Source organism: Candidatus Leptovillus gracilis, from assembly GCA_016716065.1.
Taxonomy (GTDB): Bacteria; Chloroflexota; Anaerolineae; order Promineifilales; family Promineifilaceae; genus Leptovillus; species Leptovillus gracilis.
In genome coordinates this window covers 586,983-612,146 of sequence record JADJXA010000002.1, presented here as the reverse complement: position 1 = coordinate 612,146, position 25,164 = coordinate 586,983, and the positions used below count along the sequence as shown (strand labels likewise).

The following is a 25,164-nucleotide window of genomic DNA, read 5'->3' as shown; positions in this document are numbered from 1 at the left end:
ACTCCCAACTCCCAACTAACAACTACTATGAGCTATACCGAAATCCGACCCTATCCTGTTCCGGCCAATGTGGTGATGCGCACGACGTTGTTCGCCCTGGCTAACATGGGGGCAAAATTGCAAGCGTACAACGAAGAGACCGGCGTCATTGTGGCGACCGTCTCCAAATGGCTGGGCTTGCAGCAAAACGACGTGATTGTGCGCGTGCGCGCGTTTGAGAACACGGCGCAGTTGGAGATTGAAGCGCCGGACGCCCTGAAAGCGCAGGAAGTGCTGCAGCTGGTGGCCCATTACATCGCCGATGGGGCCAAAATTCAGGCCAACGCGACGATGCAGTGGGTGGACATGCAGCGGCAGCAGAGCAGCCAGGCCAAACGCAAGCAGCTTGTGAACAAAGCGCGCAATTTGCTGCCGGGGGCTTCAACCGTGCCTAAAACATCAGCGGAAACGGCCGTCATCGCCGTAGATTCATCTGGTCAGGCCATTGTACCCAGCGAAGACGCGCCGACCGCTGCCCCGGTGCCCATCCCGGACAACCCCGGCGTGTTGGTGAAGAACAAAGAAGACCGGGTAGTGGAAATTAAAATTGACCCGGCCGTATTCACCGACCGGACCGCGTATGTGCAGGTGTGCGAAGGCTGCGCGGCGGCTGTGCTGCGCGGCAGCGCCTACTGCAGCAATTGTGGACGGCCGTTAACCCTGCAAGCCATCCAACCAGAACTCCGCAGCAGCGCCCAAAAAACGGCCGCTTCCAGCCTGACCTACGGGTTGGCGGCCATCGCCCTCAACCTCATCCCCATGTTGCTGCTCATTCTGCCGCCCGCTCTGGTCGCCGAAACCGCCGACTCCTTCCTGACCCGCTTTGGCGAAGCCCTGACGCCGCTCAAAATCGCCATCGCCGCCGTGTTGGGTGTCGCGCCGAGCATGGTGTTGGGCTGGCGGGCCATCGCCCTGGCGCAGCGCGCGTCTTGGTACCGCAATTTACCGGCCGTCACAGAGAAAGAGGGCGCGGGCAAAACGGCCGTTGGCAACGCCCTCGGTTGGTTAGCCATTTATCTGGGGTTGGCCTGGGTGTTGTTTGTGGTGATTGGCTTGTTATGAGACATTGCGCCACGCGCCCACTTCATTCCAGGGGTCGGGCTGCACGGCCGTTTCGCCATTAACGGCCGTTTGTCCCCCACTTTTGCCACCGCTGTGCAGCATCTCCAACACGGCAATCGCCAATCGTTCAGCTTCTGTTGGGTCAGACTGGGTCTGCCAATGAGCCATGTGGTCTTGCAAATAGCCGGTGCTGGTTAGCCCCTGCTGAAAATGCGGTTCGGCCAAAATCGCCAACAGGTAGGGGATATTGGTTGTCACGCCCAACACGGCCGTTTCCCGCAGCGCCCGCGCCATCTTGCGCAGCGCCTCTGGCCGGTCATTGCCATAGGTGATAATTTTTGCCAGCATCGGGTCATAAAATGGCGTCACCCGCGCACCGGTCTCGATGCCATCATCTACCCGCACGCCAGGACCAGACGGCCGTTGATAATAGCTGATCTGCCCAATAGACGGCAGGAAATGACGCGCCGGGTCTTCGGCGTAGATACGGCACTCCAGGGCATGGCCGCGCTGCTGCACGGCCGTCTGATCAAACGGCAGCGCCTCCCCGGCGGCGATGCGAATCTGCCACGCCGCCAAATCCAACCCCGTCACCATTTCTGTAACCGGATGCTCCACCTGCAAGCGGGTGTTCATCTCCAAAAAGTAAAAGCCGCCGTGCGCATCCACCATAAACTCCACCGTCCCGGCGCTGACGTAACCCGCCTGCTTTGCCAGGGCAACGGCTGCTTCGGCCATACGCCGCCGCAGTTCCAGGCCCTGCGCCTCAAAGCGCTGCACAATGGGCGATGGGCTTTCTTCGATGATCTTCTGATGGCGGCGCTGCACCGAACATTCACGCTCGAACAGATGCAGCAGGCTGCCGTGCAAATCGCCCAAGACCTGGATTTCCACGTGGTGGACTTCGGTAAAATACTTCTCCAGCAAAATATGGTCGCTGCCAAAGGCCGACTGCGACTCGCTGCGCGCCGCCTGGACCGCGCCGGCAAACTCGGCCGCCGACTCGACAACGCGCATTCCTTTGCCGCCGCCGCCGGCGCTGGCCTTAATCAACACCGGGTAGCCGATGGCCGCTGCCGCTGCCGCCAATTCGGCCGGCGATTGGCCTGCGCCATCCACGCCGGGCACGACGGGCACGCCCGCCTGCTGCGCCAGCTCGCGCGCTGCCGCCTTGCTGCCCATCAACCGCATCGCCGCCGGACCAGGGCCGATGAAGGTGATGCCCCGTTCGGCGCAGGCAGCGGCGAAATCGGCGTTTTCGCTGAGGAAGCCGTAGCCGGGATGGATGGCCTCAGCGCCGCACGCCTGGGCGATGTCTAGCACGGCCGTTTGCCGCAAATACGTCTCCGCCGCTGTCACGCCCGGCAGATGGTAGCTCTCGTCGGCCGCCCGCGCCCAGGCTGCGTCTCGGTCCGCATCTGAATACACAGCCACCGAGACCACCCCTAACTCCCGACAGGCCACAAAAATACGCCGGGCAATCTCGCCCCGATTTGCTACCAGGATTTTGTTGAACATAAAATGGGTCCTTTGTCTCGTGTTCCGTATTCCGTAATCCGTGTTCCGTTCAGTCTACAGCTAACAACTAACAACTAACAACTAACAACTAACAGCCTAAAGTTGCCGCCGAAAGTCTGTCAGCCACTTCACGGCAAAATCTACCGCGTCGGGCTGAGAAAACAGGCGGCAGGTAGCCAGGCCAACCAATCCCACAGCCACCGGATGGACTTGCTCAAAATCATGGCCGATGGTGGCGAAGGGGTCATCGTTGAAATCCACGTCGGTGTAGGTTTTCCAGAGGCGACGGCCGTTTTCCAGCACCGGCGTGCCCTGCGTCACCATCGGCGGGTTGGGCACGCGGTATTCGGCCAGGTGGAACGATGTATTATTGCCATACCCCACGCCCAACAGCAGCACGTATCCTTCCAGGTCGTACACCCGCGCCAGCGGCGACGAATCGCCCAGGCTGTTTTTTAGCTTGTGGCCTTCGGTGACAAACGCCGCTTCTTGGCCCCAGGCGGCAAACGACACCTGTGGATGGTCGCTGCGCCGCACATCGGGCCAGGTGCGGAATAGTTCGGGGATGCGCCCCATGCCCCGCGTCGGCGTCAGATCGGGATCGTAGCCGGGCATGGTATCCCGGATGGTCGCCTGCCAGTTGTAAGGGACCGGCGGATTCTGCCACTGCGCCGGGTCGGACAAATCGCCGGAATGGGTGGGCATCACCAGCGTACCTTCGGGCGTCAGCGCATCCATCAATGCCTGAATCACGGCCACCGGCCCGCCGTTCACCCAGCCCAACGCGCTCAACGACGAGTGAACCAGCAGGGTCATGCCTCGCTTGACCCCTAACGAGCGTAAATCTTCGGCCAAAATTTGCCGGGTGATTGGATAAGACGCTTTCTGAATGGCTTCTAATTCACCCATTATGCTCACTGTCCCTTGTATTTTTACGCATCCTGAGAATCAGACTGCCAGGACGGGCGGCGTTTTTGCAGAAAGGCGCTCATGCCTTCGCGCCCTTCGTCGCTGGCGCGGCGTTCGGCGATGAGGTGGGCGGTGTAATCGCGCACGGCCGTGTGTGGCTGCTGGGCTACGGTGCGAATGAGTTCTTTGGCGGCAGCTTGCGCACCGGGCGCGGCTTGCAGCAGGTTGTTCACCCGGTCGGCGACGGCCGTGTCTAGCTCTTCCTCGGCCACCACATGCTGCACCAGGCCAATTTGCCGCGCCCGTTCAGCGGTAAAACGCTCGCCGGTCAGGAACAGCTCACGGCCGCTGCCCACGCCAATTTTCGCCAGCACAAAGGGAGAGATGACGGCCGGCACAATGCCCAACCGCGTCTCGCTAAAGGCAAACCGCGCCCGTTCCACCGCCACCACACTATCGCAGCAGGCCACCAGCCCCACCCCGCCGCCAATGGCCGCGCCATTGATACGCCCCACCACCGGCTGCGGGCAGTTATCTACCGCCTGCATCAAATCGAAAATCGCTTCGCCATCGGCCACATTTTCGGCGAAGGTGTAATCGGCGGCGGCGCGCATAAAGGCCAGGTCGGCGCCGGCGCAGAAGGAACGGCCGCTGCCCGTCAGCACCACCACGCGGATTTCTGGTTGATGGCGTAGAGAGCGGAAAACGGCCGTTAACCCCGTAATCAACGCCGGATTCAACGCATTATGGCTCTCCGGCCGATTCAACGTCAGCCACAACACCGACCCCACCGCCTGATAAATCAGTAACTCATCCATAATTCACCAACCAGGCTGTCGGCTTACAGCCTACAACCAACAAAAAAACCTTCTCGCCCACCAGTTATAGCGGGGAGAAGGTCTTGGTGTCAACAAAATCAGTTACGCCACGGCCGTTTAGGCAGCCACGGCCGGTTAGGCAGCCACGGCCGGTTAGGCAGCCACGGCCGGTTAGGCAGCCACGGCCGGTTAGGCAGCCGCTGCCAGTTAGGCAGCCGCTGCCAGTTAGGCAGCCACGTCCAGGTCGGCAGGCAAATCGGGCAGGCTGCTCTCCGCCAACGCTTCTTTATCCAGCTTACCATTGGCCGTCTGGCCGTTCTCAGAGCTGGCGTATGAAGCCTGGCCATTGGAGACAATCGGCGCGTTCATCAATTTCTCAAAGTCGGTGCGGTCTAAAGTCTCCACCTTCATCAGAGCGTCGGCCAACTGCACCATGCGGTCATAGTTGCTGCGCACAATTTCCAGCGACCGGGTATAGCTCTCTTCCAGAATGCGCTTCACTTCATCGTCAATGGCTTTGGCCGCTTCTTCACTGTAATCCCGGCCGCCGCTAAAGTAAGACATCTCTCGGCCTAAAAAGGGATTGGCATTCCCGCTGCCATAAGTCGGCAGGCCCAACACGTCGGACATGCCATAGTCCATCACCATCGCCCGCGCCATGCGCGTGGCCTGCTGCAAATCCGACGAAGCGCCGGTAGTAATGCGGTCAAAAAAGACTTCTTCGGCCGCCCGGCCACCCAGGGCCATCGTAATCTGGTCCAGGAAGTATTCCTGGCTAAGCACAAAGCGGTCTTCCGGCAGCGGCATAACGTAGCCACCGGCCCGGCCGCGCGGCACAATTGTAATCTTCTGCACTGGGTCTGTATGAGCCAGATAGAAACTAACCACCGCATGACCCGCTTCATGATAGGCCACCGTTTCTTTGTCCTCTTCGCTCATCACCCGGCTCTTACGCTCCGGCCCCATCACCACCCTGTCGAAGGCATCCTGAAACTCCAGCAGACCAATGGTGCGCTTGTTGCGCCGCGCCGCAAAGATAGCCGCCTCGTTCATCAGGTTTTCCAGGTCTGCGCCGGAGAATCCGGCCGTCAGGCGAGACACATCTTTGAAGCTGACTTCGCTGGAAACGGGCTTGCCGCGCGAATGGACACGCAAGATCATTTCGCGCCCCTTCACGTCTGGCAGGTCTACAAACACCTTACGGTCGAAGCGGCCAGGGCGCAGCAGCGCCGGGTCCAAAATGTCGGCGCGATTGGTCGCCGCCATGACGATAACGTTGGTCTCGTTGTCGAAACCGTCCATTTCCACCAAAATCTGGTTGAGAGTTTGCTCACGCTCATCGTGGCCGCCGCCCAATCCAGCGCCGCGCTGCCGCCCAACGGCGTCAATTTCGTCCACAAAGACGATGGATGGCGCCGATTGTTTGGCTTTATCGAACAGGTCGCGCACCCGGCTGGCGCCCACACCAACAAACATTTCCACAAATTCGGAGCCAGAAATGTGGAAGAAGGGCACGCCAGCTTCGCCGGCGACGGCGCGAGCCAGCAAAGTCTTACCGGTTCCGGGCGGGCCAACCATCAACACACCTTTGGGAATACGAGCGCCAACCTGGACAAATTTCTCCGGTTCGCGCAAGAACTGAACCACTTCGGCCAGTTCTTGTTTAGATTCTTCCACACCGGCCACGTCGTCGAAGGTGACGGTGGGGCGATTGGCGTCGTTGAGGTTTTTGGCGCGGCTGCGGCCAAAACCAAAGATATTGTTGCCGCCGCCGCCGCCCTGCATCTGCCGGAAACCCCGGCTGAAAATCCAGATAAGCAGAAGGACAGGGCCAATCGAAATAACAATGGTTAGCAAATTGTTCCAGGCCGTCTGGTCGTTGACTTTCAGGTTGACAGTAGCCAGTTGTTCAGGGGTTACGCCGTAATAGGCAAAGGTTTCGGCCAGGCTGTCACGGGAATGTTTGGTGGTGCTGACAATGCTGCCATCTTGCATCTCGACTTCGATGCGGTCGCCAGTGACGGACATGGCCTTTACTTTACCGGTCTGCACGGCCGTCATCACTTCTTGTATGCTCACCTGTTCCGGGCCATTAAAACGGCCGCTTATCCACAGCTGCAAGCCGAGGATGATGGCAAAAATGCCCAATATCCAGACCCAGGTAGGAATTGTCGGCCGTGAATCATTTGATTGATCATCCATAATATCAGTAATTATCTCCTCAATAGGCTAGAAGTATGTAGTTGACCTATTGAATGTTCTGTCCAGGTTAGAGCAGCGCCTGATGTGCTTATTTTATGTCCACCCTGTAAGTATAACCCAATGTACAGGGAAATCGTTGTATTTTCATAAATCTTTTCTGATAAATTGCTGAGCCGTAAGCGGTAAGCCATAAACGGAACACGGAATACGGAATACGTACAACACACTCTTTCCGAAGCGATAAAAATGTTGTAGAATAACAACAATATGCGCTCACAGTCAGAAAATCCCACTCGTCCATCGGCCCTGCCGCCGCTGCTTCAGTTTTTGGGGCAGCATTTACCGATTGTTGTTTTTCTGGGACTGGCAGCAGCCGGGATGCTGCTGGTTTACTGGCATTTTAGTCCCGAAGAGAGCGTGGCTGAGGCGATAACGGCCGTTTCCCCCGCCGACAATTATCTGGCTGCGCCCATTTTTAAAAACGTGCCGGCCAAACCAGTGGTACAGCGCCTGGGTCAAAGTCCTGGCCCTATCCGTATTGGCATCATTTCCGGGCATCGCGGCAACGACAGCGGCGCAGTCTGCGACGATGGGCTGACCGAGGCGCAGGTTAACGAGACGATTGTGGATATGGTGCTGACCAACTTACTAAGCCGGGGCATTCGCACCGACAAACTGGATGAGTTTGATCCACGTCTGGATAACTACAGCGGTACGGCCGTTATTTCCATCCATGCCGACTCCTGCGACTATATCAACGAATTGGCTACCGGCTTCAAAATCTCCGGCTCCGGTTTTACCGATTCCAGCCAGCTTTCTATCTGTGTACAGCAAGCTTATTACCAGGCCACACAGATGGAATACCACGCCAACACCATCACCCCAGACATGGCCGAATACCATGCCTTCCGCAAGATTGCCCCTGGCGTCTCGGCCATCATCATTGAAGTAGGTTTCATGAACCTGGACCGGGAAATGATTACCACCAACGCCCAGGTCCCGGCCAGCGGCATTACCAACGGTATCTTCTGTTATCTGGACGCCTACAAAAGCGCTACGACGAGTAATTGACGATGTCGGATTTCGGATTGACCATTGACGATTGATAACTGATTCCCTTTATCATCAGGCACAAGTTGCATTAAAAAACGGCCAACGCCCACGCGCCCACGCCCTGGCCAGACAAGCCGTTCTCCAGGACCCTAACGATCATCGGGCCTGGCTGCTGTTGGCCGGCCTGACGGCCGACCCCAGCAAAAGCCTGGATTACGTCGAACGGGCCGAAATGCTGCGGCCCAATGACCCCACTGTGCGGCAGGCCCGCGCCTGGGCGGAAAAACGACTGCCAGCCAAACCGCCCACGGCCGTTCCCCACCAACCTGCCCGCCGAACGGCCGTATTTTTTCTGACGGCCGTCCTCATCCTGCTGTTCCTGGCCGGGGGCGGCTGGCTGACATGGACCCGGCTGCCCCGCACCGTACTGGCTGCGCCAACGGCCGTGCCATCAGCCATGCCCCCCACCGCTGTTGCTGCCGACCGGCAAGCAAACCCACAGGCCACACCCAACCCGGCCCACAGCCACACCCTGGCCAAAGCCATCGCCCCCGCCGACCACAACGACACGCCCCGTCCCGCCTGGACAGTGACACCGACGCCAACGCCAACCGCCACCCCCACACCGACGCTGGTTCCCACTTTCATCAGCCCACAAAACGCACAGGTGGGGATACGGCCGTTTGGCGTTGGCCCCAACGAACGCTGGATAGACGTCAACCTCAGCACCCAAAGCCTGGTCGCCTACGAAGGCAGCCAGGCTGTTTACACCACCCTCATCTCCAGCGGCCTGCCCAACCACCCCACCGTCACCGGCATGTTCCGCATCTACCTGCGCTACCCCAGCCAGACAATGAACGGCTATCTGCTCGGCTACGACTATTACCTGGAAAATGTGCCCCACGTCATGTACTTCTACAACGATTACGCCCTGCACGGCGCGTATTGGCACAACAACTTCGGCTACCCCATGAGTCATGGCTGCGTCAACCTGGACGAACCCGACGCCGCCTGGTTGTATGATTGGGCCAGCTATGGGACCGTCGTCAACGTCCACTACTAGCAGCCGTAGGCCAAAGTCCGTAGGCGGTTTTCCGGTGGCATTTGCCAGAGGCAGCGTCCTAGGGAATGCGGGATACGGATTACCGAATACGGGTACTAGTTGCAGTGGTCAGGTTTTGGGGCATGGCGCAGAGGCTGCCGGATAACGGCCGTTACCCTACACCGCCCGCTGGCGCAGCATGGTCCAGAGATGCCGCCAATGGGAGACAGAACGGCCGTAACGGGCCGCCAACCACTCCTGTTCCGGCCACAACGTCCGCCAGACCAGCTTCGCCATATCCCGCTTACGGTCTACCAAGAGCAGCAGCAGCAAAAAACGCTGCCACCCCGAGCGCAAATCTCGCCCCGCCAACACACTCGCCGGCGTTACAAAACGGCCGATAGCCCGGCTGCGCCAACCTGTCGGTCGCAGTTGCTCTAGCGCCACCGCCAGACCCTCCACGCCGATCAGTTCATCTAACAAGGAGAGGACGGTGTAAACGGCCGTCCCCACCCGCCATGTCCTCGCCCGTTCCGCCGCCACAGCCCAGTCCACTCCGCGCTTGTGCGCCGTCAGGGCAATATCCACCAGGCTGCGCAAAGCCGACAGGCCAAATTGATGATTCACCGCCGTATGCACTGCCAGATGGATTACCATGTCTTCAGCCGCCAGTTGAGCCACATCAGGCCAGTCGGACAACAGCTCCCGCCGCGCCCACAACCCCGCTTCGTCCACCGCCGCCGTGCGCGTCAGCCACCAACCAGAAAAAGCCGACCAGTGCAGTTCCACCAACCCGGCAGGCATATTCGGCTGCACAAATTGGATTTCTCCACGTGACAATTGTTGCAAGGCAAACGGCCGTTCTCCCTTCACCGTCACCACATACCCCAACCCCGTCATCACCGCCGCCGCCGCCTGCATCGCCTCAGCCGGCGTCCAGATGTCAATATCGCTCATGGTGCGCCAGGCCGGTTCCTCATACACCGTCAGGCTCAACACCGCCCCCTTCAGCAGCGCCATCTGCACTCCCGCCGCCGCAAACGCCCTTAAAATTGCCTGCAAACTCGTCTGCTTCAAACTCGACTCCGCCGCCGCTGAAAACATATCCGCCTGCAAACAACGGCGCAGTCCTGCCTCTTCCGGGCGACAGCGCCCATACGCCAGCGCCCCCAGCCCCTGCCGCGTCAGCCAACCCGCCAGCGCCGCCGGTTCAGAGAAACTCATAAGCTCGCCGCCGCCCGACATCTCGTCGCCCGACAACCACCTTAATAAAAAACGAGCAGTAGGCAGCTCCACCCACGGCTCATTCAAATCATTCATGCCAGACACCATAACCCCAACAAGACAATCGGAGCCGTCTTTCCAGGCAGCAGCCACCCTCGATAAAACGAGGGCGGCAGGTGCAGTTGAAAGGGCCATGAACGATCCTCGCGCTTCACGGCCCCAGCAACCGGCTACAAATTCACCCGGCAATCATCCCCGGCTCGGCCAGAATATCCCCCCAAACATTAAAAATGACGTTACAGCCCATCACCGCCACACCCCATCACCTCTACACACACGTATCACCCGCGCCAAATCCTCCTCCGTCATCGCCGTGCCCGAAGGCAAACACAGCCCGCGCGCAAAAATATCCGCCGCCACCGCGCCGCCCACCGCCTCATAACCGGCAAACACCGGCTGCAAATGCATGGGCTTCCAGATGGGCCGCGCTTCAATATTCTCCGCCTCCAGCGCCAGCCGCACCTGCTCCCGATCCGCCCCAAACAGCGCCGGCTCAATCGTCAACGTCGTCAGCCAGCGCGTATGCGTGCCCCAGGCCGCCTCCGGCATAAACGTAATACCCGGCAGTTCCCCCAACGCCTCCTGGTAAACAGCAAAAATGCGGCGGCGCACCACCACCCGCTCCGCCAGCACCGCCAACTGCCCACGACCCACCCCGGCCAAGATATTACTCAGGCGGTAGTTGTAGCCAATCTCCGAGTGCTCGTAATGCGGCGCATCGTCTCGCGCCTGCGTCGCCAGTTTGCGCGCATGGGCGATCCAATCCGCATTCTCAGAGACCAGCATGCCCCCGCCCGACGTGGTAATAATCTTGTTGCCGTTAAACGAAAACAGGCCAAACGCCCCAAATGTGCCTGGCGCTTTTCCCTGGTAGTTCGCTCCCAGCGCCTCCGCCGCATCCTCCACCAGCGCCACCTCATACCGCCGGCACAGGTCCAAAATCGGCGTGATGTCCGCGCTTTGCCCATACAGATGCACCAGCACCACCGCTTTGGGCAGCCGTTTCAGCGCCGCCCGCCGCGCCAGGAATTCCGCCAGCAAGTTCGGGTCCATGTTCCATGACTCGCGCTCACTGTCAATGAACACCGGCTTCGCGCCCAGATAGACAATCGGATTCACGCTGGCGGCGAACGTCAGGGTAGACACCGCCACCTCATCACCCGGTCCCACACCCAGCAAAATCAGCGCCAGGTGCAGAGCGCCCGTGCCGGAACTGAGCGCCAGGGCGTGGCCCGCTCCCGTCGCCCGGCAGAATTCCGCCTCAAAGGCGTCAACGTTTGGTCCCAATGGCGCCACCCAGTTGGAATCAAAAGCGGCCTGGACGTACTGCTGCTCCAGGCCGGACATGTGTGGCGGGGAGAGATAAATTCTTTGATTATTCAATGTTGAGTCCTCGTTGTGAAAAGTAGACGCCAATCAATGCTGCAATAGCGCGGACGTCCCGTCCGCCCCGGCAGGCGAGACGCCTGCGCTCCCAGCAGAGCCGTACCATCTTCCTCATGATAGAGTTTTATGAGATCGCTGGTATCGAAAAGAATCGAGGACTCAAAGCCTATCCTCCCGATCAGCTATTATCTCGGCGCTTAAATTCCCGTGGACATCACGGAGCAACTTTCTGCTCTCCAGAAAAGAATAAGGGTAAACCGGCTGGGTCTCTTGCCTGATAGGTGATTGTTCTTCAACATCTGGGAGGTTTGTATAGTCAAGATTGCCAAATATGTCAGACAAACGACGCTGTATTTTCCTTTTCTCTGCCGGGCTTAACATTTCAATGGCCACAACAACTTGCTCTACACTCAATTTTAGTTGTCCATTCATTATTTAACCTCCATTGGTATGGGTACTTTATCCATAATACACCATGCCCACCCACGGCCGTTTCCCATCCCAAGCAGCTTCATACGCAGCCGTTCCCCCCATCCTTTCCCTGCCACTCTGCAACTTTGCCCCCCCTTCACTTCACCACCCGCGCCGGACACCCCAATCCCGCCGCCAATCACCCACCAACTGCGCCGGGGCTACCCGTTGGCATCAGAGAGTTCCTCCAACCGCTTTTGCACAAAAGCTAAAACAAATTCCGCAGGGCATCTTCTGGCTTTTACCGAGATGACTTTCCACAACCTGGGCCTCGCCGCCATCATGAAAATGGTGTGGATACGTTGCCACAGATTGCCACCGTTGATGTGGCGCATTGTCATGTCGATAAATTGTGCCATCAAGTGCTTTACGTTCCCAATGGTAACTATAACGGTCGGCCAATTTTAGTGAAAACCAAACGTCGACAAAACTGTTATCCTTCAGAACAATGCGCAGCTCATTCAAATCTGGCATATAAGCTTCTGTGACGATAACAGCAAATTCCACCTCCGCAATTTGCTGCAAACGCGCCATATTGATGAGGGTCATGACAGATGTTCCAAAAGGTCCTGCAACTGGTCCCGTTTATACTCCAAATGATCGAGACGCTGCATATCGCGCCAGCTCGTCTCTTCTTCAAGAGACCCACTGCGATAACGGTCTTCCATATCAGCCACGTCAGATACATTATATTGGCCTGTAATCTGAAAGATATTCGCTTGTGTTTCATGCAGTTGACTCTGCAAATAGCGGAGCAAGCCCTGCATCAGCAAGTCATCTTCAGAAATGCCTAACGTTTCAGATGCAAGTTTAAGCGTCTGTTGTGCCTGTGCGATCATTGTTACCTCTCTCGCCCATATTCTAGGGCAACGTAGTTCTTACCTGTTTCTCAGTATGCATTATACGCAATCCTCGATTCGCCACGTTACAGCTTTTTTATCTGTAATACCCATTTTCCCTTCAACATGCGCCAGTACAACGGCCGTTCCCCATCCAAAGCAGCTTCACACACGGTTAAGCCGTTCCCCCATCCTTTCCCTATAAACTTGCCATTCTGCAACTTTGCCCCTCTGCCGGCCTGCCAAAGCCCGTTCATTGAACAAGTTCAAACGCTTTAAGGCGTATCCACCTCGCTAGATGCGCGAATTACCTGGTCTTGTGTCAGCACACCTGCTCCATAATAACTCGCTGTTGCGGTAATAATCCGATCATGAATCTCTCGAACATCTTGTATCTGCATCGTTTTCTCAAAGACTTCGGAACCAAAACCCACAATCTCAAATTCTGGCTCACTCTGAACCAGACGGTATAACTCAGCAAAATCCAGCGCCACTTTGCCTTTTTCCGCAATGTTAAGCGCCTCAGCCAACACAATGGTAGGCACCAGCAAACGGCCGCCTCGCCGCCTGGCACTGTCAATCAAATCCTTTAATGCTTCCGAGAGACGAGTGTTACCGCTGAAATACCAGATCAGGATGTGTGTATCGAGGACATAAAGACTTTGTTCCGGCTGGCTGGTCATGGTCTAGATATCTTCCAATGGACGGAACAAGGCTTGTTTCGCTTCTTCAATCATTTCCGGTGTCACATCGCCGCCTTGAACGCTGCCAAAGAGAGATGGCTTTTCCTGCAAAAGCTGAGAGGATACAACTTGAGCGTGTAATAAATCGCGGCGAAGACGTTCTAATTCGCGCCCCAACGTGTCAATGCGTTTCAACATCATATTTGGGTCTGCTGGTTGAAGCATAGCTAACTCCTTTTGTTGTGCCCTTGTTCGATCACAATTTATCTGAGTGCCACCCATTATACACCATCCCCACTCACGGCCGTTTCCCATCCAAAGCAGCTTCACACACAGTTGAGCCGTTCCCCCCATCCTTTCCCTGCCCCCGTGTAAATCGGAGCGCGGACAGCTTGTCCGCCCTGCTACTCTGCAACTCTGCCCCCCTTCTCTTCACCCTCCGCCCCTCCGCGCCCTCCGCGGTAAAACCAAAGCACTAAAAAGCCATTCAAACAAAGCCTATTCGCGGTTGATAACTTGATTCAGCAGGATTAAGACATCTTGAAATGAACGAACGGTTGATGCGTATACCGCGCCAGAATGGTGCATATGATGGGGGAATGTCTCTACTTCAAGGTGATGTGGCGCATTATCCCAGCCTCGAAGCACATCGTCTGTGGGTGTGAGCCAATAGTAAGCATATTTTTGCAATTCACCAGCAATCCAGACCTCATTCGCATGAAGTCGAGAGCCATCCACCAGCTGCGCCACCGCTTTAAACTGTTCAATGGTGTTACGCACCTGATGCTCGTAACGAAGTACGTGAATAACCAGGTCGGGATGAGCCTATAGTTCAGCCAGCATCAATCAACATATGCCTTTTTCAAGTCAGTCAGAATCTGCTGGTTCTGTTGCCGGGTTTCTTCCCAAAAAAACCAGTCGTTGTAATCCTCATGCGCCTGCAAAGTATCTAAATCAGGCAGCCGTTCAACTTCAAACCGCGCCAGTGAAACGCCATATTTTTCTTCATAACGCCGAATGTGCTGTTCACTTTCTTCAATCTCAGCAGCCAGATGGCGCATACGTGATTGCACGGCCTCAAAAAGTCCAGCCCGAATAAGGCTGTCTCTTTCTGCCAGAGGCAGAGCAGCCAGGGTTGACGGCAGGGTAAAAGTTACTTGGGTCATTTTTCATACTCCTGTAACATCATTTAGTTCATTGACGCTTTCATTATACATCATGTGGGGAAGCAGCCTGGATACCTCTCGTCGGACTGCGCAACGGCCGTTTCCCATCCAGAACACCTTCATACGCAGCTGAGCCGGTTTCCCCCAACCTTTCCCTGCCCCTTTGCCACCCTGCAACTCTGCCCCCTTTGCCACCCGCGCCGGACTTCACAGCGGCACAATTGTGGCAGGATGATTACAACTCCCCGGCATCTCGCAGTGCTTGTTCCCACAAAAGAGAGGAGATGCGAAAACCAGCCAGATCCCGCAGTTCACACAGTAGTGGGTGCAAAGCTGTTAGTTCGCCCCGTTGTTTTGCCACTTGTAAAATGCCAATAATGCCAACATACCCCAGGCCAAAATGTTGTGCCGTCTGCCTACCTAAACGCTCGTCCATCAACAACCAATCAGCCTTAAATTCTACCGCCAAAGCGATGGCTTCGGCCTCACCGGGATCAAGCTCCTGGCGCAGTGAATGAACCAAATCATAGTTCGTCACACTTTTTCGCTCAATCCAGTTAGCCAGACGAATCTCCTCAGCGCCTGGCTGACCCTGCCCCTCTACAACCACTTCTTGCCACACAGCCTCAGGAATGAATAGGCGGCCAAAGATTCGAGGCAGCAAATCCAACTGCCCAATACGCGCCAAATTGATGAGCGGAGAAGCGTTACTGACTACTTTCATGGCTTCGTTAAGGCATCAATGGCCTGCTGATCTGCAAGATAATCCTGGATATCGTAATGGACTGCAATTTTGCGCTGACCGAGTAACAGTTGGAAATCCCAAATCGTCATACCGGTCATTTCCCGTGCTTTGCCAAAGGAAAGTTTGCCTTGCTGAAACAAAATTAAGGCAAGTTCTTGTTTCATCTCTTCTGGGGTCATGCGTGTCGCGTGAATAACTTCGGCCGGAATTTCAATAGAATAGATCATAATATCACCTTTCTCATCGAGTAACCGTTCATCAAGGTTGTTTCTCTTTATTTAAACTACGCCTGCGCTTTTTATTATACACTATCCCCACCAACGGCCGTTTCCCACCCACAGCAGCTTCACACACAGTTGAGCCGTTTCCCCCCATCCTTTCCCTGCCACCTGCAACCTTGCCCTTCTGCCACCCTTTCACTTAACGCCAGCGCCGAGAGGGGTATGTCGCCTATTCGTTTAGGAGAAAGAAGGGGAAAGAGAGGGTTGGCCGCTTGTTTTAGTCATTCCGCGACGCGAATTCGCTTTCTAAAATTGTCATCACATCTTCAAGGCACGCCTCATAAGAAGATTCTAGCCGCGCTTGCTCGCCCACATGCTTATGATGAGGAAAGTTTTCTAGCTGTTCATGATGAGGTGCATTATCCCACCCAACTTTCATCCGGTCATGGCTATCCAGCCAATAATAACTGTAGCGCACCAATAATTGACTGCGCCATCTTTCGCTTACTCGCAGTGTCGTCCCATCTTTCAGCGCCAGAATCAGGCGAAATGTTTCATCGGTCAGGCTAAGAACCAGCACATCGTATACCAGATGCGCATATTTCTGGGCAATCTCCTGTACCCGCGCCTCAATGTAGGACACTGCTCTCCTCAGCTTTTTTCAGGATAAGGTTCACATTCTCAATAATCGTTTTGGTTTCATGAAAGACTTCTTGCCAATACTCCCATTCTATAAAGTCCTCATGAAACTGATAATCAGCGTCATCTGGCAAACCCTGCGCCAGCACTACGTCCAATGTTGTCTGGTATGTGGTTTCAAAACCGGCCACACGCTCCTCGGCCTGGCGCAAACGCGCTTCAAGATGGGGCAGCCGTAAGATAGAACCTTGCCTGAGTATAGAAAGCATTTCTTGCGCCGGTAATTCGGCTATGTCCATCACACTAACGATTGTATCCATTTCACACCCACCTTTTGAGGCTGTTTTTCATTTCTGGATTATATCATAACCGATAGACGCCCAGCCCTTTATGTCCGGCCCAACGTCATGGCGGCGCGTCTGTGCCGATGTATACCGATCCCTGATTGACTGACAAAACTTATCTAACCGCGGAGAACGCAGAGAGCGCGGAGGCTGTACCAGAGAAAATCTCCGCGTCCTCCGCGCTCTCCGCGGTGAAAATCTGAGATTTGTCAGTCAACCAGATACCGATCCAGTTAGCGCCTCAACAACGGCCGTTTCCCACCCACAGCAGCTTCACACACGGTTAAGCCGTTCCCCCCATCCTTTCCCTGCCCCCGTGTAAATCGGAGCGCGGACAGCTTGTCCGCCCTGCCGCTCTGCAACTCTGCCCCCCCTTCTCTTCACCCTCCGCCCCTCCGCGCCCTCCGCGGTGAAAACAAAGCACTAAAAATTGTTCTCTCAACCTACCACCTGCGCCGGACGCCCCACGGCCGTTATCTCCCGCCAGGTTTTTCGCTTCCAACTGCCCACGCCGATGATATACCATATTTGCGGCAAACTTCCTTAATCAACAACCTCAGGCTTAACGCTAACAAACAATGCTATAATAAGGCTCAATAATCCTGTCTATAAAGGAGCATAAACATTATGACGATAATGACACCCTTACCAACCGTTTCAAAAGCAGCACTTCAAGCGCTAACTGAGTTGACCGGGGAACCCAGGCTGAATGTTGCTCTGTGGCTTACTTTGAAAGATGCCATTGAATACCGTTTACAGAAGATTGATGCAGATATTCAGGCATTAGAGAAGAAATATGGCATGTCTTTTGACCAATTTGAGACGCAAGGCAAAGATGGCAATATCCCTAATCAGTTTTCTCTGGAAGTGGAAAATGACTATTTAGAATGGGATGGCTTAACAAGCCGCAGACAAAAACTGGAGAAAATTGAGCAATGGCTCGTTTAAACGCTATCGAGTTTGCTCGCTCCGTTCAAAATGCTTGCCACGAGTCTGCCCATATACTTTCGTATAATGTCCAAATCTTGGATGACACTGTTGTCAAAATTCGGGTTGCTTTATCGGGTGACGCCTTCATTGATGTTTTTTACAATGCAGACACAGGTAAGTGTTCCTATGCCTTGGTCCAGCAAAATATCAGGATATTTGGCGCTGATAATGCTTTTATTGGCTGGCACAAGCATCCATTTAAAAATCCTGAGCAGCATATTGTTTGTGCCGAAGTTTCTTTTGCAGACTTTTTACACGAGATTGAAGAAGGATTTTATCGATAGTGGCTTTACTCATTGGTTATTTTGATGATTCGCGCCGGATTGCCCACGGCCGTTTCCCATCCACAGCAGCTTCACACACAGTTGAGCCGTTCCCCCCAGCCTTTCCCTGCCCCCGTGTAAATCGGAGCACGGACAGCTTGTCCGCCCTGCCGCTCTGCAACTCTGCCCCCCTTTCACTTCACCCCCGCGCCGGATTCCCCACGGCCCGTTTCCCCCTTCTCTTCACCCTCCGCGCTCTCCGCGGTGAAAACAAAGCACTAACAACCCTTCCACTTCACCACCCGCGCCGGATTGCCCACGGCCGTTTCCCCATCCCCCACCTCGCGTATCACCACACTGCCCCCGCCTACCGTACACCAGCTTCCTATCCGCGTCTGCGGCAGCACCACCGCCCCAATCCCAATCAAACTGCCTTCACCCACCTGCACGTCGCCGCCCAAATGAACGCCCGGCGCAATATGAGCATGGTCGCCAATCCGGTTATGATGGTCCACCGTACAAGCCGTATTCAGGATCACATTCTGCCCAATCACCGCGCCCGTATTCACCACCACGTTGGCGCAAATCATCGCGCCGGAACCGATAACCACGTCTGGGGCAATCACGGCCGTTGGATGCCTGGCCGTCATAAACCGTTCGCCCCGTTCCTGCAAAATCCTAAACAAGCGCTGGCGAATCTGCCCGCTGCCAATCGCCACAATCACCGCCTCATGCTCTATCTCCGGCAGTCGGTCTGTCCCTCCCATTACCGGCACATTGACAAAACTTCGCCCCAACAGCGCCAGGTTATCATCCAGATAAGCGACCGGCAAAACCACTTCTCCGGCGTCACGCATCCGCCACAAGATGTCCGCCACGACTTGGGCATGACCCCCGGCCCCCATGATCACCACCCGCATCAGATTAGACACTACCTTCAAAGGGTTTCATCGTCGCCTGGCCAGGCTGGTTAATATCTTCACGTTGGACAATCTTCCAAAAGGTAAGGAACATGATCTTCAGGTCCAACCAAAGGCTGGGGTTGTCAACGTACCAGAGGTCCAGGGCAAATTTTTCTTCCCAACAAAGAGCATTACGGCCGTTCACCTGCGCCCAGCCCGTAATCCCCGGCCTGACTTCGTGGCGGCGCATTTGTTCCGGCGTATACAAATCCAGGTAATGCATCAGCAGCGGTCGTGGCCCCACCAGGCTCATCTCTCCCTTCATCACGTTCAGCAGTTCCGGCAGTTCGTCCAGGCTGGTAGAACGTAAAAACTTACCAAAGGGCGTCAACCTTTGGCCATCCGGCAGCAGGTTCCCCTGCGCGTCTCGCTGATCGGTCATCGTGCGAAACTTATAGATGGTGAATGGACGGCCGTTTAACCCTGGCCGCTGCTGCCGGAACAGTACCGGCCCACCCAGCTTCAGCCGAACCAACACGGCCAGCGCCAGGACAAAAGGCGCTGCCAATACGACGACGGGAACTGCAATCGCCAGGTCAAAAATGCGTTTGCCGTATAATTTATACATAGCGCCTAAAATAATGACTCCGGTTTACAATTCAGATTACAAATTGGATAATCTTACGATTTACGCTCTTATTACCTCGTTTATAAAATCGGCTCTTTGGGATTTCGTGGGATTTGACGTAGCAAGTAGCGGGTGGCGAGTAGTAAGTCCACAGCGAGAATCCGCTACTCGCCACCCTGTCAACCCTATGAGTTCCTAAAGACCCACAAAATCATAACCTACTAACATGTTTCGTACATACATATTGAAGTCAATGAGCTTGTCCAACCAGCATCTGCAATCGCTGTTCAAAACGATCTACGCCGATCTGCATGGCGAGGTTCTCAGCGTAGAAGGCTGCCCCGGCTTTTCCCATGCATTCACGAGCCTCTTCGGGCATGGATATTAATCGAACAACGGCTTCAGCCAGAGCACTCGGATCTTGTGAAGGACACAATAATCCGGCGCCAGCCTGCCGTACCAAATCGGCGGCGTCCCCTGGCACTGCCATGATGATAGGTCTGCCCATGTAGAGATAGGCCTGGGTCTTGGAAGGAATCGTAATCCGAAACAGAGGATCGTCTTTCAGATGTACCAGAAGAGCATCAGCCAAAGCATAAAGCGGACCCATTGCTTCTGGAGCCTGTCGCGGCAAAAAACGAACATTTACGAGGCCCAGAGCCGCAGCCTGCATCTCTAACCGGGCGCGGTCCACACCACCGCCAACAAAGACAAACTGCGCCTGCGGCGTCTGTTCCTGGCAAAGCCGCGCCGCCTCCAGGACAGTGTCCAGACCCTGCACAATCCCCATCGTACCGGCAAATAAAATGTTGAACCGGCCGTCCAGTCCAAGCGCTTGCGCCAATTTTTCATCATAGGGGAGCGGCTGCTGCGCACGCTCATCACACCAATTGTAAATCACCTGAATCTTGTCCGGCGCCACGCCGCGCTGCACCAGTGCTCGCTTAAAACCGGGAGAAAGTACCGCCACTCCGTCGGCGCGGCGATAGACCCCATTACAAACTGCCGATAGCAGACGATTGGCCGCGCCGCCCGGCAGCATCCCGGAGTTGCTCACCGACTCCGGCCACAAGTCTTGCACGTCAATCAGCACTTTCGCCCGGAACAACAAGCGCAGCCAAAATGCCGCCGGTCCTAACGTGACCAGATTGTAAACGTAAATCACATCCGCTTTGCCCACCAACCAGGAACCCAAAAGCAGACAGGAAAAAGCAAAACTCAGGTAATTGAGCATCCGGCGCAGGCCAGAATTGTCGTGGCTCGGATAAAGCGCCACCCGGTTCACCCGGATGCCCTCAATTTCCTCCCGCTGCCAGGGGCGCACCCGATAGCCCGGATACACCTTGCCGCCCGGATAATTGGGAAAACCAGTAAGGACCTCAACTGTATGTCCCCGCGCCGCCAGCGCCTTGGCAAAGGGCAGCCCTTTCATAAACGGCTCCGGCTGGAACCACTGCGACAGAATTAAAATACGCATTGGCTGGCCTTCAAACCGGTTTCTGCCACACCACGCGATTGACGTAATCGGTATAACTCAAGATAATCCGCGCCACCTTCTCCGACACGTTTGGCGCTCCATAATCCCCCACCAGGCGCAGCAATCGTTCCTCACCTCGTGGCTGGCTCGCCAAAATTGCCAACCCCTCCTGAATGCGCTCCCAGTTCAGCCCCACCATCATCACCGCCCCCTCTTCCATCCCTTCCGGTCGTTCGTGCGCCTGCCGGATGTTCAACGCCGGAAAGTTGAGGATAGACGATTCTTCCGAAATCGTGCCGCTGTCCGACAACACCGCCCGCGCCTGCCGCTGCAACTGCACGTAATCGTGAAAACCAAAGGGCTTCATCAACTCCACCAGCGGCGACAGGCTGACCCCTTCCGCTGCCATCCGTTTGCGCGTGCGGGGATGGGTGGACATGATGACGCGACGGCCGTATGTTTCCACCAACCGGTTCAACACATCAATCAACGCCACAAACTGCCCCGGCGCATCCACGTTCTCCTCACGATGGGCGCTAACCACAAAATACTCCCCCGCTGTCAAACCCAACCGCACCAGCACGTCCGACGCCTCAATTTGCGGCAAATAATAATGCAGCACCTCATACATTGGGCTGCCCGTCTTAATCACCCGATCCGGTGGCAGCCCCTCGCGCAGCAAATACTCCCGCGAAATCGCCGAATAAGGCAGATTCACGTCGCTGATGTGATCGACAATTTTGCGGTTAATCTCTTCCGGCACGCGCTGATCAAAGCAGCGATTGCCCGCTTCCATGTGAAAGATGGGGATTTTCAGCCGCTTGGCGGCGATGGCTGCCAGACAGCTATTGGTGTCGCCTAAAATCAAAACCGCGTCCGGCTGAATCTCGCGCAGTGCAGCATCGGAACGGGCGATGACCAGGCCAATGGTTTCGGCGGCCGTCGCCCCGGCCGCTTCCAAAAAGAAATCTGGCTTGCGAATTTCCAGATCGTCAAAAAAAATCTGATTTAGTTCGTAATCGTAATTTTGGCCGGTATGGATGATCGTCTGTTCCATATATCGGTCTAAGGCGGCCATCACACGAGAGAGCCGGATAATCTCCGGACGGGTTCCCACAATTGTTGCGATTTTCATAGGTCTATAAGGGCGTTGTGTAGATGTCGAATTCGGTGACGCGCCGCCAATCTTTGTCCAGGGTGGCAACGGCCGTTATCCCCATTCGCTCCGCTTCGGCCAAAATCAGCGCATCTTGCGGCAGCAGATGATAACGACCGATAAAATAACGGAGGCGTTCTTCCAGTAAAGGCGCGGTTGGTTCACGTAATAAATCATCCGGCCGGGCCAGGGTAACAGGGAAAGTGGCCAGCAAGGTGTCGAACTGTTCCATTTCGACAAACCCTTTTTGCAGCGTCTCTGGCGTTTGTTTGTAGAGGGCCAACCAATTCGCCGGTCGCGCCTGCGGCTCCATCGCCTGCCAAACACGACGCAGCTTACCAGTCAAAATAATGTGGTAGCACTCCTGCAGCACGGGCATGACAAGCCAAACCGCCAGTTCAAGCGCCTGAACACGAGGGCGCAAACGGCGCGCAAATGATTGCGCGGCTGCCGCGTGCGGGTTGTCATCCAACGGGCGCAGAGCGAGCAAGAAGGAAGTATCCAACACGATCTGCGAAGGCAAAATGGTTTCCGAATTGGCCAAATCGTGCAAAGCCATCAGCCGATCTCCTGAATTTCTAGCCAGAAGTCATCATCGTCGGGTGGCAATCCGGCCCAAAATTCAGCTAACCTGGCGACAGGATCGCCATGCAACGCTTCTAACTGGCGTGCTTTCTCAACCAGAATGCGCTGCCGTTGGCGCAATTCCGGCGGCAATGACGCAGGAACGGCCGTTTCCGCCGCCTGCTCGTGTAACTGCTCGTATGTCTCAATGCTGATCAGAACGGCCATCGGCTGGCCGCGCCGCTCCAAAATGTATTCCTTGCCGCCATATTTTACCTGCCCGACAATCTCAGATAATTTGCTTTTGGCTTCGGCCATGCTGACGGTTTGAGTCATAGATCGTCTCCAATTGGTCAAGATGACTTGATTATAACATGGGAAAGTCGAAGGTCGAAGGTCGAAGGTCGAGGAATATTCTTTAGGTGGGTTTTTGCAGGTAGGTGATGAGGCCGCCGATCAGGCGGCTGATGCGCTGGCATTGTTCGATCAGGCGTTGGCTTTCTGGTTCAGAAAGATAACCAACATCGGCCGCAACGTACAACTGCGCCCGCACCTCCTCAAACCGCTCAATCCTCGCCATCCCCCACCTCCCACCTTCTCCCCTCGACCTTAGACCCTAGACCCCCTCCCACACCGTATCCGGCCATTGCGGGTCAAAAATTTCACTGGCCCAGAAAAGCGTCACCAATTCGCCCGCGCCCACGTTTTCAATCGAGTGCGTATAGCCCGGGGGGATGTCAACCACCCTGAAATCTTCACCGCGCACGGGATATTCAATGACATGATCGTCTTCAATGTGCCGAAAACGGATGATGGCCTCTCCCTCTAAAACGAGAAACTTTTCCGTTTTGATGTGGTGGTAATGATGCCCGCGCGTGACGCCCGGCACGGTGCGAGAAACAAAAATCTGCCCAAAAGTGGGAGATTTGACAAATTCGGCCAAACAGCCACGAGGATCGCACCGCTGTTCCAGATTGTAAGCAAAATTGTCGGTTTTTAAGTAGGAAAGGTAGGTACTGTACAGCTTGTGGACGAAGGGATCGGCAAAGTTGGGTACAAACAAGTTATGGCGGGATTGGCGGAAGGCGTGGAGCAAATCGGCCAATTCGCCTAACGAGATGCGGCGTGTGGGGCCGGCCTCACGGTAGATAGCTTGATTCGGCCCTGTTTCGACCGCCAATGCGGCGATAAACGCTTTGACAATATCATCCATGCACCAGTTCAATCTCATTGGTCCGGTCAGAAATGGTGATGGGCAGGTCATGGGCGATGTTGTAGCAAAACGTCGCTACCACTGAGTTGTAATTGGGGCGGCACCATTTGCCGAACACATTGGTCAGCCGATAGACAAACACCGCTGCGCCGCTCTGTTCTGCATAGCGCGTTACCACATGTTCCGCCAAACGCTTGCTTTGCCCATACGGATTATCCCGGTCTGCCTGAATGGAAGATGAAAGCAATAAAGGGGTTGCTTTTCCCTGCGTCTGCAGGTAGTCGCAGATGTGCGCCGTTAAATCTACGTTGCCAGTTTGGAACTCATCTTCTGTTTGCGGCCGGTTCACCCCGGCCAGATGAAAAACAAAATCCGCCTGCGCCAGCCTGGCTTCCAGTTCGGCCGGGCTGTTTTCCTGGTCAAAGCCCCACACTACATAGGCCGGGTTTTGCCGCAGATGGGCGGTCAGGTTGCGGCCAATAAAGCCCTGCGCCCCGGTGACTAAAATTTTCATACCAATGCCTCCTGCGACGTATGCTGCCCGGTCAACTCGGCCTGGATGTAGGGCAGCTTGCCCAACACGGCCATCATGCCCGCCTCGTCCAGCCGTTCGGTGTTGTTCGAGTTGTAATCAGACAGGGCCGACAGCCGGGCATCCCCTTCGGTGAAGTACGCGCCGTAGTTCAAATCCCGGTTATCGGCCGGGACGCGGAAATAGTCGCCGTGATCCATCGCCCGCAGCATCTCCTCGCGGGTGAGCAGCGTTTCATATCCCTTTTCGCCGTGGCGCGTGCCGATGACCTGGATGGGATTGTCGGCGGCAAAGAGGCGCAGCAGCGCTTTGGCCAGGGTTTCAATGGTAGCTGCCGGGGATTTCTGCACAAAGAGGTCGCCCGGTTCGCCATGTTCAAAGGCGTACAGCACCAAATCTACCGCGTCGTCAATGCTCATCATGAAGCGGGTCATGGCCGGGTCGGTGATGGTGAGCGGCCGTCCCGCCCGCATCTGGTCTACAAACAGGGGGATGACCGAACCGCGCGAGGCCATGACGTTGCCATAGCGGGTGATGTTGATCGTACAGCCCCGGTCGGCGGCGACGCGGGCTTTGGCTGCCGCCAGCTTTTCCATCATCGCTTTAGAAATGCCCATGGCGTTGATCGGGTAGGCCGCTTTGTCGGTGCTGAGGACAATGACGTTTTTCACCCCCGCTTGTATGGCCGCGTTCATCACATTTTCCGCGCCCAGGCTGTTGGTCAGCAGCGCCTCCATCGGATAGAACTCGCAGGAAGGCACTTGCTTAAGGGCGGCGGCGTGAAAGACAAAATCTACCCCGACCATGGCGTCTAACAGGCTTTCCGGCCGGCGCACGTCACCGATGTAGAATTTCAGTTTGCGGTTGTTGTAGGCCAGCCGCATGTCGTGCTGCTTCTTTTCGTCGCGGCTGAAGATACGAATTTCGCCGATGTCGGTTTGCAGGAAGCGGCGTAGTACAGCATTCCCAAACGTACCTGTGCCGCCAGTAATAAGGAGTGTTTTCTTTGTAAACATTT

At 55.8% G+C, this 25,164-nt stretch carries 30 protein-coding genes and 1 pseudogene; 5 read left to right on the top strand and 26 right to left on the bottom strand.

Annotated elements, in window-relative coordinates:
- Positions 1 to 27: 27 nt before the first annotated feature.
- Positions 28 to 1,101, top strand: a complete 1,074-nt coding sequence (locus tag IPM39_07060) for a hypothetical protein (GenBank protein ID MBK8985829.1) — start codon at positions 28 to 30, stop codon at positions 1,099 to 1,101.
- Here the strand turns inward: IPM39_07060 and IPM39_07055 are convergent.
- From IPM39_07055 to ftsH, 4 genes are all read right to left on the bottom strand, one after another.
- Entirely contained in the window at positions 1,096 to 2,619 is a 1,524-nt protein-coding gene (locus IPM39_07055) for an ATP-grasp domain-containing protein (GenBank protein ID MBK8985828.1), read from the bottom strand. The genes IPM39_07060 and IPM39_07055 overlap by 6 nt on opposite strands.
- A 96-nt stretch (positions 2,620 to 2,715) precedes the next feature.
- Positions 2,716 to 3,528, bottom strand: coding sequence for an AAC(3) family N-acetyltransferase (locus IPM39_07050; GenBank protein MBK8985827.1), 813 nt, complete (start codon positions 3,526 to 3,528; stop codon positions 2,716 to 2,718).
- A gap of 23 nt (positions 3,529 to 3,551) precedes the next feature.
- Positions 3,552 to 4,346, bottom strand: a complete 795-nt coding sequence (locus IPM39_07045; protein MBK8985826.1) for an enoyl-CoA hydratase/isomerase family protein — start codon at positions 4,344 to 4,346, stop codon at positions 3,552 to 3,554.
- A gap of 225 nt (positions 4,347 to 4,571) precedes the next feature.
- Positions 4,572 to 6,548 carry an ATP-dependent zinc metalloprotease FtsH gene (gene ftsH / locus IPM39_07040; protein ID MBK8985825.1) on the bottom strand — a complete coding sequence of 659 codons (1,977 nt, stop codon included), beginning with the start codon at positions 6,546 to 6,548 and terminating at the stop codon, positions 4,572 to 4,574.
- Between the two features lie 267 nt (positions 6,549 to 6,815).
- On the opposite strand from ftsH, the gene IPM39_07035 reads away from it, so the two are divergent.
- Both IPM39_07035 and IPM39_07030 read left to right on the top strand, forming a co-directional pair.
- Entirely contained in the window at positions 6,816 to 7,619 is an 804-nt protein-coding gene (locus IPM39_07035) for an N-acetylmuramoyl-L-alanine amidase (protein ID MBK8985824.1), read from the top strand.
- A 31-nt stretch (positions 7,620 to 7,650) separates the two neighbouring features.
- The gene (locus IPM39_07030) at positions 7,651 to 8,664 is read left to right on the top strand and encodes a L,D-transpeptidase family protein (GenBank protein MBK8985823.1); all 1,014 of its coding nucleotides are present in this window, start codon (positions 7,651 to 7,653) and stop codon (positions 8,662 to 8,664) included.
- Positions 8,665 to 8,820: 156 nt separating this feature from the next.
- Here IPM39_07030 and IPM39_07025 read toward each other — a convergent pair whose 3' ends face one another.
- From IPM39_07025 to IPM39_06965, 13 genes are all read right to left on the bottom strand, one after another.
- Positions 8,821 to 9,963 carry a nucleotidyltransferase family protein gene (locus tag IPM39_07025; protein ID MBK8985822.1) on the bottom strand — a complete coding sequence of 381 codons (1,143 nt, stop codon included), beginning with the start codon at positions 9,961 to 9,963 and terminating at the stop codon, positions 8,821 to 8,823.
- 210 nt (positions 9,964 to 10,173) lie between these two features.
- Positions 10,174 to 11,274, bottom strand: coding sequence for an aminotransferase class I/II-fold pyridoxal phosphate-dependent enzyme (locus tag IPM39_07020; GenBank protein ID MBK8985821.1), 1,101 nt, complete (start codon positions 11,272 to 11,274; stop codon positions 10,174 to 10,176).
- A 198-nt stretch (positions 11,275 to 11,472) separates the two neighbouring features.
- On the bottom strand, positions 11,473 to 11,745 hold the full coding sequence (locus IPM39_07015) for a hypothetical protein (GenBank protein MBK8985820.1): 273 nt from the start codon (positions 11,743 to 11,745) through the stop codon (positions 11,473 to 11,475).
- Positions 11,746 to 11,958: 213 nt separating this feature from the next.
- Positions 11,959 to 12,333: a hypothetical protein gene (locus IPM39_07010; protein ID MBK8985819.1), complete on the bottom strand. Its 375-nt coding sequence runs from the start codon at positions 12,331 to 12,333 to the stop codon at positions 11,959 to 11,961.
- Positions 12,330 to 12,623 (bottom strand): hypothetical protein, encoded by a 294-nt coding sequence (locus tag IPM39_07005; GenBank protein MBK8985818.1) that lies wholly within the window; start codon positions 12,621 to 12,623, stop codon positions 12,330 to 12,332. Before IPM39_07005 ends, IPM39_07010 begins: the two co-directional genes overlap by 4 nt.
- A gap of 275 nt (positions 12,624 to 12,898) precedes the next feature.
- The gene (locus IPM39_07000; protein ID MBK8985817.1) at positions 12,899 to 13,306 is read right to left on the bottom strand and encodes a PIN domain-containing protein; all 408 of its coding nucleotides are present in this window, start codon (positions 13,304 to 13,306) and stop codon (positions 12,899 to 12,901) included.
- Between the two features lie 3 nt (positions 13,307 to 13,309).
- Positions 13,310 to 13,531, bottom strand: a complete 222-nt coding sequence (locus IPM39_06995) for a hypothetical protein (GenBank protein ID MBK8985816.1) — start codon at positions 13,529 to 13,531, stop codon at positions 13,310 to 13,312.
- 273 nt (positions 13,532 to 13,804) lie between these two features.
- A complete protein-coding gene (locus IPM39_06990) occupies positions 13,805 to 14,086 on the bottom strand; it encodes a hypothetical protein (protein MBK8985815.1) in 282 nt (93 codons plus the stop codon).
- A gap of 62 nt (positions 14,087 to 14,148) precedes the next feature.
- Entirely contained in the window at positions 14,149 to 14,472 is a 324-nt protein-coding gene (locus IPM39_06985) for a hypothetical protein (protein ID MBK8985814.1), read from the bottom strand.
- 235 nt (positions 14,473 to 14,707) lie between these two features.
- Positions 14,708 to 15,196 carry a DUF3368 domain-containing protein gene (locus IPM39_06980; protein ID MBK8985813.1) on the bottom strand — a complete coding sequence of 163 codons (489 nt, stop codon included), beginning with the start codon at positions 15,194 to 15,196 and terminating at the stop codon, positions 14,708 to 14,710.
- On the bottom strand, positions 15,193 to 15,444 hold the full coding sequence (locus IPM39_06975) for a UPF0175 family protein (protein MBK8985812.1): 252 nt from the start codon (positions 15,442 to 15,444) through the stop codon (positions 15,193 to 15,195). Before IPM39_06975 ends, IPM39_06980 begins: the two co-directional genes overlap by 4 nt.
- Positions 15,445 to 15,715: 271 nt before the next feature.
- Positions 15,716 to 16,081 (bottom strand): hypothetical protein, encoded by a 366-nt coding sequence (locus IPM39_06970; protein MBK8985811.1) that lies wholly within the window; start codon positions 16,079 to 16,081, stop codon positions 15,716 to 15,718.
- On the bottom strand, positions 16,068 to 16,397 hold the full coding sequence (locus tag IPM39_06965) for a hypothetical protein (protein ID MBK8985810.1): 330 nt from the start codon (positions 16,395 to 16,397) through the stop codon (positions 16,068 to 16,070). Before IPM39_06965 ends, IPM39_06970 begins: the two co-directional genes overlap by 14 nt.
- A gap of 651 nt (positions 16,398 to 17,048) precedes the next feature.
- Here IPM39_06965 and IPM39_06960 point away from each other — a divergent pair.
- Positions 17,049 to 17,369: a hypothetical protein gene (locus IPM39_06960; GenBank protein ID MBK8985809.1), complete on the top strand. Its 321-nt coding sequence runs from the start codon at positions 17,049 to 17,051 to the stop codon at positions 17,367 to 17,369.
- Positions 17,357 to 17,695, top strand: a complete 339-nt coding sequence (locus IPM39_06955; GenBank protein ID MBK8985808.1) for a hypothetical protein — start codon at positions 17,357 to 17,359, stop codon at positions 17,693 to 17,695. The genes IPM39_06960 and IPM39_06955 overlap by 13 nt, the downstream gene beginning before the upstream one ends.
- A 257-nt stretch (positions 17,696 to 17,952) precedes the next feature.
- Here IPM39_06955 and IPM39_06950 read toward each other — a convergent pair whose 3' ends face one another.
- From IPM39_06950 to IPM39_06910, 9 genes and pseudogenes are all read right to left on the bottom strand, one after another.
- Positions 17,953 to 18,594 (bottom strand): acetyltransferase, encoded by a 642-nt coding sequence (locus tag IPM39_06950; protein ID MBK8985807.1) that lies wholly within the window; start codon positions 18,592 to 18,594, stop codon positions 17,953 to 17,955.
- Positions 18,595 to 18,598: 4 nt separating this feature from the next.
- Positions 18,599 to 19,204 (bottom strand): sugar transferase, encoded by a 606-nt coding sequence (locus IPM39_06945; GenBank protein ID MBK8985806.1) that lies wholly within the window; start codon positions 19,202 to 19,204, stop codon positions 18,599 to 18,601.
- A 250-nt stretch (positions 19,205 to 19,454) separates the two neighbouring features.
- On the bottom strand, positions 19,455 to 20,681 hold the full coding sequence (locus tag IPM39_06940; GenBank protein ID MBK8985805.1) for a glycosyltransferase family 4 protein: 1,227 nt from the start codon (positions 20,679 to 20,681) through the stop codon (positions 19,455 to 19,457).
- Between the two features lie 10 nt (positions 20,682 to 20,691).
- Positions 20,692 to 21,816 carry a UDP-N-acetylglucosamine 2-epimerase (non-hydrolyzing) gene (gene wecB, locus IPM39_06935; protein MBK8985804.1) on the bottom strand — a complete coding sequence of 375 codons (1,125 nt, stop codon included), beginning with the start codon at positions 21,814 to 21,816 and terminating at the stop codon, positions 20,692 to 20,694.
- A 4-nt stretch (positions 21,817 to 21,820) separates the two neighbouring features.
- Entirely contained in the window at positions 21,821 to 22,396 is a 576-nt protein-coding gene (locus IPM39_06930; GenBank protein ID MBK8985803.1) for a PIN domain-containing protein, read from the bottom strand.
- Positions 22,396 to 22,737, bottom strand: coding sequence for a type II toxin-antitoxin system Phd/YefM family antitoxin (locus IPM39_06925; GenBank protein ID MBK8985802.1), 342 nt, complete (start codon positions 22,735 to 22,737; stop codon positions 22,396 to 22,398). Before IPM39_06925 ends, IPM39_06930 begins: the two co-directional genes overlap by 1 nt.
- 82 nt (positions 22,738 to 22,819) lie before the next feature.
- Positions 22,820 to 22,981, bottom strand: a complete 162-nt coding sequence (locus IPM39_06920; protein ID MBK8985801.1) for a four helix bundle protein — start codon at positions 22,979 to 22,981, stop codon at positions 22,820 to 22,822.
- Positions 22,982 to 23,017: 36 nt separating this feature from the next.
- Positions 23,018 to 24,128 (bottom strand): annotated as a pseudogene (locus tag IPM39_06915) (NAD-dependent epimerase/dehydratase family protein).
- Entirely contained in the window at positions 24,125 to 25,162 is a 1,038-nt protein-coding gene (locus tag IPM39_06910) for a polysaccharide biosynthesis protein (protein MBK8985800.1), read from the bottom strand. Before IPM39_06910 ends, IPM39_06915 begins: the two are co-directional and overlap by 4 nt.
- Positions 25,163 to 25,164: the final 2 nt, after the last annotated feature.

Excerpts from the sequence above, each read along its gene's own strand:
- IPM39_07005 (MBK8985818.1), bottom strand. The coding sequence starts at position 12,623 with ATGATCGCACAGGCACAACAGACGCTTAAACTTGCATCTGAAACGTTA.
- IPM39_06960 (MBK8985809.1), top strand. The coding sequence starts at position 17,049 with ATGACGATAATGACACCCTTACCAACCGTTTCAAAAGCAGCACTTCAA.
- IPM39_06980 (MBK8985813.1), bottom strand. The coding sequence starts at position 15,196 with ATGAAAGTAGTCAGTAACGCTTCTCCGCTCATCAATTTGGCGCGTATT.
- IPM39_07035 (MBK8985824.1), top strand. The coding sequence starts at position 6,816 with ATGCGCTCACAGTCAGAAAATCCCACTCGTCCATCGGCCCTGCCGCCG.
- IPM39_06930 (MBK8985803.1), bottom strand. The coding sequence starts at position 22,396 with ATGGCTTTGCACGATTTGGCCAATTCGGAAACCATTTTGCCTTCGCAG.
- IPM39_06955 (MBK8985808.1), top strand. The coding sequence starts at position 17,357 with ATGGCTCGTTTAAACGCTATCGAGTTTGCTCGCTCCGTTCAAAATGCT.
- IPM39_07015 (MBK8985820.1), bottom strand. The coding sequence starts at position 11,745 with ATGAATGGACAACTAAAATTGAGTGTAGAGCAAGTTGTTGTGGCCATT.
- IPM39_07000 (MBK8985817.1), bottom strand. The coding sequence starts at position 13,306 with ATGACCAGCCAGCCGGAACAAAGTCTTTATGTCCTCGATACACACATC.
- IPM39_07050 (MBK8985827.1), bottom strand. The coding sequence starts at position 3,528 with ATGGGTGAATTAGAAGCCATTCAGAAAGCGTCTTATCCAATCACCCGG.
- IPM39_06995 (MBK8985816.1), bottom strand. The coding sequence starts at position 13,531 with ATGCTTCAACCAGCAGACCCAAATATGATGTTGAAACGCATTGACACG.
- IPM39_06925 (MBK8985802.1), bottom strand. The coding sequence starts at position 22,737 with ATGACTCAAACCGTCAGCATGGCCGAAGCCAAAAGCAAATTATCTGAG.
- IPM39_07010 (MBK8985819.1), bottom strand. The coding sequence starts at position 12,333 with ATGACCCTCATCAATATGGCGCGTTTGCAGCAAATTGCGGAGGTGGAA.
- wecB (MBK8985804.1), bottom strand. The coding sequence starts at position 21,816 with ATGAAAATCGCAACAATTGTGGGAACCCGTCCGGAGATTATCCGGCTC.
- IPM39_06910 (MBK8985800.1), bottom strand. The coding sequence starts at position 25,162 with ATGTTTACAAAGAAAACACTCCTTATTACTGGCGGCACAGGTACGTTT.
- IPM39_06945 (MBK8985806.1), bottom strand. The coding sequence starts at position 19,204 with ATGTATAAATTATACGGCAAACGCATTTTTGACCTGGCGATTGCAGTT.
- IPM39_06920 (MBK8985801.1), bottom strand. The coding sequence starts at position 22,981 with ATGGCGAGGATTGAGCGGTTTGAGGAGGTGCGGGCGCAGTTGTACGTT.
- IPM39_07045 (MBK8985826.1), bottom strand. The coding sequence starts at position 4,346 with ATGGATGAGTTACTGATTTATCAGGCGGTGGGGTCGGTGTTGTGGCTG.
- IPM39_06965 (MBK8985810.1), bottom strand. The coding sequence starts at position 16,397 with ATGGATACAATCGTTAGTGTGATGGACATAGCCGAATTACCGGCGCAA.
- ftsH (MBK8985825.1), bottom strand. The coding sequence starts at position 6,548 with ATGGATGATCAATCAAATGATTCACGGCCGACAATTCCTACCTGGGTC.
- IPM39_06940 (MBK8985805.1), bottom strand. The coding sequence starts at position 20,681 with ATGCGTATTTTAATTCTGTCGCAGTGGTTCCAGCCGGAGCCGTTTATG.
- IPM39_06950 (MBK8985807.1), bottom strand. The coding sequence starts at position 18,594 with ATGCGGGTGGTGATCATGGGGGCCGGGGGTCATGCCCAAGTCGTGGCG.
- IPM39_07025 (MBK8985822.1), bottom strand. The coding sequence starts at position 9,963 with ATGAATGATTTGAATGAGCCGTGGGTGGAGCTGCCTACTGCTCGTTTT.
- IPM39_07055 (MBK8985828.1), bottom strand. The coding sequence starts at position 2,619 with ATGTTCAACAAAATCCTGGTAGCAAATCGGGGCGAGATTGCCCGGCGT.
- IPM39_07060 (MBK8985829.1), top strand. The coding sequence starts at position 28 with ATGAGCTATACCGAAATCCGACCCTATCCTGTTCCGGCCAATGTGGTG.
- IPM39_07020 (MBK8985821.1), bottom strand. The coding sequence starts at position 11,274 with ATGTCCGGCCTGGAGCAGCAGTACGTCCAGGCCGCTTTTGATTCCAAC.
- IPM39_06975 (MBK8985812.1), bottom strand. The coding sequence starts at position 15,444 with ATGATCTATTCTATTGAAATTCCGGCCGAAGTTATTCACGCGACACGC.
- IPM39_06985 (MBK8985814.1), bottom strand. The coding sequence starts at position 14,472 with ATGACCCAAGTAACTTTTACCCTGCCGTCAACCCTGGCTGCTCTGCCT.